Origin of the sequence: Onishia taeanensis (assembly GCF_900100755.1) — a bacterium.
GTDB lineage: Bacteria > Pseudomonadota > Gammaproteobacteria > Pseudomonadales > Halomonadaceae > Onishia > Onishia taeanensis.
The window spans coordinates 247,540-254,810 of record NZ_FNCI01000002.1 but is presented as its reverse complement, the minus strand read 5'-3'; the positions used below and the strand labels follow the sequence as shown (position 1 = coordinate 254,810).

The 7,271-nt window shown below is 58.3% G+C and carries 2 protein-coding genes and 1 tRNA gene; all 3 read right to left on the bottom strand.

The window, feature by feature from the left end; all coding sequences use genetic code 11:
* Window position 1: 1 nt before the first annotated feature.
* Window positions 2-77: transfer RNA gene (locus tag BLR71_RS03630), tRNA-Lys, on the bottom strand.
* 301 nt (window positions 78-378) lie between these two features.
* Window positions 379-903: a hypothetical protein gene (locus tag BLR71_RS03625; protein WP_139172534.1), complete on the bottom strand. Its 525-nt coding sequence runs from the start codon at window positions 901-903 to the stop codon at window positions 379-381.
* Window positions 904-1,003: 100 nt separating this feature from the next.
* Window positions 1,004-7,225 carry a two-partner secretion domain-containing protein gene (locus BLR71_RS03620; RefSeq protein WP_092523214.1) on the bottom strand — a complete coding sequence of 2,074 codons (6,222 nt, stop codon included), beginning with the start codon at window positions 7,223-7,225 and terminating at the stop codon, window positions 1,004-1,006.
* Window positions 7,226-7,271: the final 46 nt, after the last annotated feature.

Sequence of the window (7,271 nt, the reverse complement as noted above, 5' to 3'; positions counted from 1 at the left end):
ATGGTGGGTCGTGTAGGATTCGAACCTACGACCAATTGGTTAAAAGCCAACTGCTCTACCAACTGAGCTAACGACCCGCTCGACAGGGCGCATAGGTTACTCGTATCACCCTGTCTTCGCAAGTCTTTTTACGCAGTTTTTCAGCGCTTGCGCTGTCCGGTCGGCTTGCGCTGTCCGGTCGGCTTGCGCATGCCGTCGGGAGGCATGGGGCAAGTCCCCCTATTGCTACTCCCACATCACAAGGCTGGTATCTTCGCAAAGCTGGTCATCAATGACACACGCCTCGCGGCCTCGCCCATTAGGCCCGACCTTGACGCCATTTGCTCACACTAGATCCGTCACTACGCCGTTAGCCCATAGATGTGCTGGAGAGCATTCCTATTCTTGATTCGCCCGCATATTGTCCAACTTATCGCATCGCGCCACACACTCGAACCACGGCTGACCGGACCAGTCCCCGGTATCGTCGTGCCTAAACCAGGTCTCGTCCTTGCCGAACCAGTGCGGCCACCGAGGAGTGTTCTTCAAGTAACCGTAGGCATAAGCGGAACCGTCCGGGTAGATATAGATTCGCTCCAAATATTCCGCGCCGATTCCTCCCGGCTCGCAGTGCTCAGGATGGTCCTGGCCATCATTTGTCTGACGACACCACGCCTGATCGAACTTCTGGGAACCGATCAAATATTCACCATGCACCTTGTGGGAGACCTCCCAGCGATAGCTTTGCTTTAGTGGCGGCATTTCTCTTCCGGGGCTCCAAGGAGGATGAATATCAGCAAGTGGTGCCTCGCGATCTTGTATAACCGCAAAAGCCGGATAACTCATTGGATTCACCTGAAACTGTTCGTGGGGCGCGACAAAGTCACTGCCGACGCCACTGGTCGCGGCTCCGTAATCGGCCATGGTTGGACAGCCACTGAGAGTGACCATCGCTAAGGCTCCAAGAGGCAGCACTACCGTCCATCGCCGCTGCCTAGATCGACTGACGCACGTCATCCAAGCATCAACGGTCCGCCTGATAGAGGTCGGGATTAGCATCTATAAACGCCTTGTAGTTGTTAAAAGGATGCTGGAGTGGCGTGATTGGTGCCACGATCGCATCGGGATTAAAAATCTTGCCGAGGAAGCCCCCATTGACTAGATCCCCAGAGCCAATGGTCAGATGCACATCCGGCGCCGCAATATTTCCGAAAGGTAGAGAGAAAAGCTCGGCATGCTCGGCCAGTCCGTTACTGACTAGGTAATTAGAGCTCAACGTGCCCAGGCTGTGCCCCGTCGAGGCACCTCCAAAACCCTGATCAACCAGATAGGCACGCACCGAAGCTTCCGGCAACCCCTGATACCCCAGTGCTATATCGGCAGCATCAAACGGGAGCCCCTGCAGGCCCCGATCCATGACACCACGCTCCCCCACATAATCAGTCAGTTTGAATTCCTGATCGTCTGGCTTGTAGCGGTTACCAATACCCGGCAGTTGGTCACCCGCTATCGAACTGGCCATCAGCATCCAATTCAACTCATCCTCACTCAAGCCCACGCCCTTTGCCATTTTTTCAGCAATATGGCTCCAAGCTTTTTGCATAGCCGCACTGCCTAAAACTTTTCCGGCATCTAACAAGGAGCCTTGTGATATCTGTTCTCCAAAATCGGTGACCTTATTCAACGGATTTTTATAATAGGTCCCTCCCGCTAGATAGTTGGCAAAGCCACCCGTAATCGCTCCATGCAAAGCTGGGTCTTGCCAATCCTTGCCTTGGCTCAACGCTCCGGCGGCACCACCGACTGATCCAGCAATGGCCCCAGAAAGGGCCGCATTGGCCCAGCCAGAAGCGGCAGTGGCAGTCCCAGCCGCCCATGCTGAGGCTGCCGTGGTCGCGCCTGCCGCTGTAGTAGTCCCCGATAGCATGCCTATGGCCGAACTGGCGGCACCGGACGTCGCTGCAGCAACAATAATGGCGACGGCCATACCCGCAACAGGGCTGAGGCCCGATTGACTGTAATCCCAGCTATCATGGATCGCCTTGACCTGCTGCCAGTCCACGTCGCCGCGCGCTTCCATGTCCTTGAGCCAGGCCAGCTCGGGATCGGCTTTCACCATGGCATCGATGGTCTGGCCGACCGTCTGCCGGTCGATTTTCTCCATGTCGATGGTGATACCGTCGACGGCCTGAATCACTCGCTCACCCTGGGCGATCAACTGGCTCTGGCGTAGGGTCTCGTCGGTGAAACCTTCACCCTCGGACGACTGCCAAGCGAAGTTGCCGGAAGACTTCTCGTGGGACTCGGTACGGATATCGCTGGCGGCTTCGAGGCGGATGGTGCCGCCGCTGGACAGGGTCAGATCGTTCCCGGCGTCGAGGCGGGCGCCTTGGTAGCGTTGATCGAGGCCACTCGCCACGGTGAGGTCGCCACCGCTCTCGACCTGGCTGCCGACAGCGCGCCGTACGTTGACCTCGTCGCGCTGATAGCTGCTGCTGCCGAACAGGCCACCATCGACCTCCTTCTCATAGAGGGAGTAGTCCTGGTCATGGGCAGCGAGCAGTTCGGCGTCTCTACCAGCGATCAAGGAGGCTTCATCGCCCGCCTTGGCCTCGCTGCCGATCAGGCGCAGATCGCGCCCGGCACGCAGCGCCAAGTTTTCACCGGCTATCAGTTCACCACCCTGCTGACGGACCCGGCGGCTGATCCGATCAGTGGTGGCGGTGTGCGATTCGTGGTGGTCGACATTAGCCGCCGAGGCCAGCGTGAGGTCACCACCGGCATCGATCGTCAGGCTGCCTCCTGCATCGGCGCGGCTGGCAATGGCGGCGACATGGCGTCCTGCCTGAAGGCCGATATCATCGGCAGCCGTCACTGTGCTGCCGGCTTGGTCGACGCTGCGGGTTTGCGACTCGCGGTTCCACTCATCGGTCTGGGTTTGGCTTTGGTTCTCGGCGGCACCTAGGACGACATCATTGCCTGCCGCGATGGCCAGGCCAGCTCCACTGTCGGCCTCGCTGGCCGTCAGGCGCACATCGCGCCCAGCACTGAGACGGGTATCGTCGCCGCTGGACAGTCGGCTGCCGACCTGGGCGTTGGTGCGCTCATCAGTAAGCTGTCTCCCATACCAACGACGAGAGGAAGCCTCGCTGCCCCATTCGTGAGCCGCATTCTCTTTGGCGTCAAGGCGAATATCGCGGGACGCCGCCACGCTCAAGGCGCCGCTCGCATCGACCGTGCTGGCGGAGAGCCTTACGTCACGTCCAGCGATCAGATTGGCATCTCCGCCCGTAACGAGACTGGCGCCAAGCTGAGTGATGCGCTCGCTACCCTCCCCAATACCTGCTTCATAGCCATCGACTTGGCGCCGGGAATCGACCACGGCTTCGGTGACGATATCGCGCTCTGCCTGGAAGGTAGCATCGCCGCGGCTATCGATCTCAGCGCGGTTGACGATATCTTGACCAGCGGCGAGTGAAAGGTCATCGCGGGCGCTGATCAGCCCGCCCTGATCAAGGTAAGTGTCGTAGGACCGCTCATGGCCCGCAGTCACCGCGGTACGGTCGTTGATAATATCGCCCTCGACCGCCTCCAATTCGACACTACCGCCATGGATTTCTCCCGCCATGGCGTTGCGGATCGAGTCCTGGGCGCTCATCGCCAAGCGCTCGCCCGATTCGACCAGCCCACCTTGCAGAATAGAGCCGCCGCTCGTTACGTCGAGATTCTCGTCGGCACTCAGCGTGCCCACGTTGCGAATGTCGCCACCAGCGATGAGGTCGAGATCGCGCCCCTGGATCAGGCTGTTACCCCGCACATTGCGAGAGCCGACCTGGGCGAGGTAGAGAACTGGCGCCAGCACCGTCTCGCCCTCAACCTCTTGCTCCTCCAGCCAGACGATATCGCGCGACAAGCTCGAGACCTGATCCGCCGTCAGCCCCACCCCAACCGTGAGCTGCAGGTCATCCTGGGCTGCGGCGGCATTGTCCATCAGGTAGCGGTACTGGTCAGCATCGCTCGAGAGGCCGTCGGCGAGAAAGCGCTGCCCCGTCTGGTTCAATACGGCATCTCGAACCAGGCGTGACTCGTAACGGCCATCCCCTAACAGCCGATAGGCGCCGTCGCTGGAGTACTCCAGCCTGTCGAGCAAATAATCGGAGCCTCTGAAACGATCGACATTGGTGAATATCGGGTTGGTCTCGATCAGGTAGCGGCTCTGCGGCGAGCGATTGCGCACGAATAAACCGTTACGCCCTTCTGGAAGTCGGAAAGAGGAAAGCTGACTGGGGGATACGCGAGGAGAAGTTGTTTCCCCAGGACGTTGACCAAGGGTTATATCCAGAGAGTCGACGCTATTTGACGCGGCAGTGTCAGCCAGGCTGCCTCTGAGCTGCTCGTGAATACCATTGTCGATTTCGCCGTTATCGATACGGTTGGCTACATTTAGCGAGATCTGCCCGCCTGAGGAAATCACAGCCTTGTCCCCACTATTTAGCGGTGTCCTCGTCACGACTCTGCTGGACTGTTCGCCACCTGCCAGTGCACTTGGCAAGGGGAGGTCGTTACCCTGCGGATCGAGTCCGTTTTTAGCGTTCCAGTTAGATACACTATCCGTCCACTCATCGGGCGGTATAAACCCCGCGACTATATACCGATAATTACCGCTAACACTGGAGTAGTCGAAGCATCCAACCCACATCTCGCAATGCCCATCGACTGGGATCAAGCCGGCCAGAACTTGAGTGTTTTCATAGTTGGTTTTCTTGTAGACCGTTTGATTTCCAGGACCAAGATTCTTCAGATTATTAGCCTGTATATGCAGATCTCCGTTCGCAGCTAATAAGCTACGGGAGTTGGTAACCTGATCGGAATGCACTTCCATATTGCTACCGGAGATCAGCCGGGCCTGAGGAGAATCCTCTACCACCCGCGTCTTGTATCTCTCCCGGATATCGTACTCATGGAAGATCCTCCCGCCAGGCGCAGGGCGCCACTCCCTGATGTTACCGCTGTCCCTTCCACCGAAATCCTCGTATAAATAATACTTGGCTAGATAATGCCAGTCGGCCGACAGCTTCCTATCCACCAGCATAAGCTCGTCTTCATAGGAGTCTTTGGTGTTGACGACACTTGCCGCATCAATACGCATGTCGTCTGCTGCTTCGATGCTTCCAGACCGGTTCTCCAAGCTATCGGCATGGCTGTTCTGATCATCACGAGCAAAGTCGAGGCGGCCACCGCTATAAATGTCGCCATAGCGGTTGAAGAACCGGGGAGCGCGCAATGTCATGTCGCCACCGGCAAACATCAAGCTATCGGGCCGATTGGCAATAGTGCCGAAGCTGACCAAGCGCAGGTCCTGCTGACTGCCCAGGATCCCCCTGTTATCGACCGAGTTGGCCTCTAGATCGACGTTGCCGCCCGCAGTCAGTCGCCCTCGGTTGTCGAAGTCACCGTCCAGGCGATAGCTTGAGTCGCCGCCACTGGCCAGTCGACCGTCGTGCTGGCGTAGATGGTGCGCTGTGAACTCGAGATCGCCTTGGGTGGAAATCAGTCCTCGGTTGGTGACATCGCCGCTCGCGCTTAGCGACATTCCCGAATTGGCCAACAGATCACCGGTATTATCGAGACTCGCAAAGTCCAGGCTCAGTCGGCCAGAGGACGCGATACGCTCGCCAGCAGAGATGGTCACAGGTTCCTCGACGGCGAGCTCCAGGCCATCGTTGAACTGCCACTGCCCAACCTTTTCGAGCCGGCGAATTGCCGCCTGACCGCTCGCCATGCCCTGGATATCCCCTTCCTCACTCGACAGAGTGTCGGCACTCAGCCGCAGGGTTCCGGTGCCGACATGGGCAAGCCAACCTTGATCGTTGAGCAGCTCTCCAGTATCTATATGAAGCGACCGGCTAGCGATATCGACACGCCCCTGCCGGTTGTCGAGAGTGTCGGCGACCTCAAATTGGCTCTCTCCATCGTGGCTTAGGGCACGAATATCGCCATCGGTATTTTTCAGGTTATCGACCAGCACACTGAGGGTATTGTTGGCTTCGACCGTGCCACCAGTGTTATCGAACTGCCCTGCGTCTAGACGTAGACCGAGCCCCGCCAAATGCCCCATGCGGTTGTCGACCCGCTCAGCGCTGAGTGTCAACTCTGCGTCGGGCTGGCGAGCCTCTCCTTCGACCCCGGCAATGACTCGCCCACGATTGACTATCTCTTCTCCCCCCTCCAACACTATATCGCTTCCGCTGGTGAGGTCGCCCTCGACATCGAGACGCTTGGCCGTGGCAAGATCAATTCCGGCAGCACCATACAAACCACCGCCAAGGGTTGCTGTACCGGCCTCCACGTCCACATGACCAACACTGGAAGCATCGCCTAGGCGGAGATGCCCATCGACATCGATCTGGATATCCCCACCACTCGCTGCCATGTCGCCAGATAGCCTGACTCCGACGCCACGCTCGGTACCCACCAACTTGATGCTGTTGGCATACATACCACCCAGCGCAGCGGAATCAATGGCAAGCTCGGGGGCCTCGCCCACTCCCTGGCGTCTCTCGGCTTCCAAGGTGTCGGCATCAACATCATTCGCGCCCGCCACCAAGTTGAGCTGGTGGGCGTGCAATTCGGCATTCAGCTCAGCGGCACGGGTGATGATGTCGAACTGGTCGACCTGACTAGCATCAAGACCCAGCCCATCGATCGCTACCTGCCCCTGGTCCACGGCGAAACGCTCGAGATCTCCGTCTTCAATGACTGGCTGGCCAGTGGATAGCGTCACCCGAGGGCTATTAATGAATCCGCAACCGTCGCAGACAATGCCGTGCGGGTTGGCAACCACGACATTCGCCGCCTGCCCTGCTACCTCCGTGTAGCCTTCAAGCCGGCTTAGTCTACCGCCATTGACCTCGTTGACGATCAGTTCGGCGGCATGGCCACGTAGATTGGGGTTGCCGACGACTAGCCCGCCGAGCTGCGTTGACTGCAGCTTGTCGGTGGCATTGTTGAGGATCACACCCTGTTCGCCGACGTTGTAGTCCTCGAAGGTGTTGTGCGACAGACCTCGGCCGTTGGGCGTGGCAATGTTGACAACCGGAACGCCGTTGCCTGCCTCATCCAGCGAGGTGTTGCCGGCGTTAGGAGCCACCCTAATACCATCTGCCAAAACCAAAATGGGCTGCCAGAACATAGCACTAATCAAGAGAACCGAAACATGTCGGCTCCACGGACTATGATTATCCATAATTGCTTCCCTGCAATTCGTTTTTCATTGTTCGCTATAAAGTCAC

Excerpts from the sequence above, each read along its gene's own strand:
- BLR71_RS03620 (WP_092523214.1), bottom strand. The coding sequence starts at position 7,225 with ATGGATAATCATAGTCCGTGGAGCCGACATGTTTCGGTTCTCTTGATT.
- BLR71_RS03625 (WP_139172534.1), bottom strand. The coding sequence starts at position 903 with ATGGCCGATTACGGAGCCGCGACCAGTGGCGTCGGCAGTGACTTTGTC.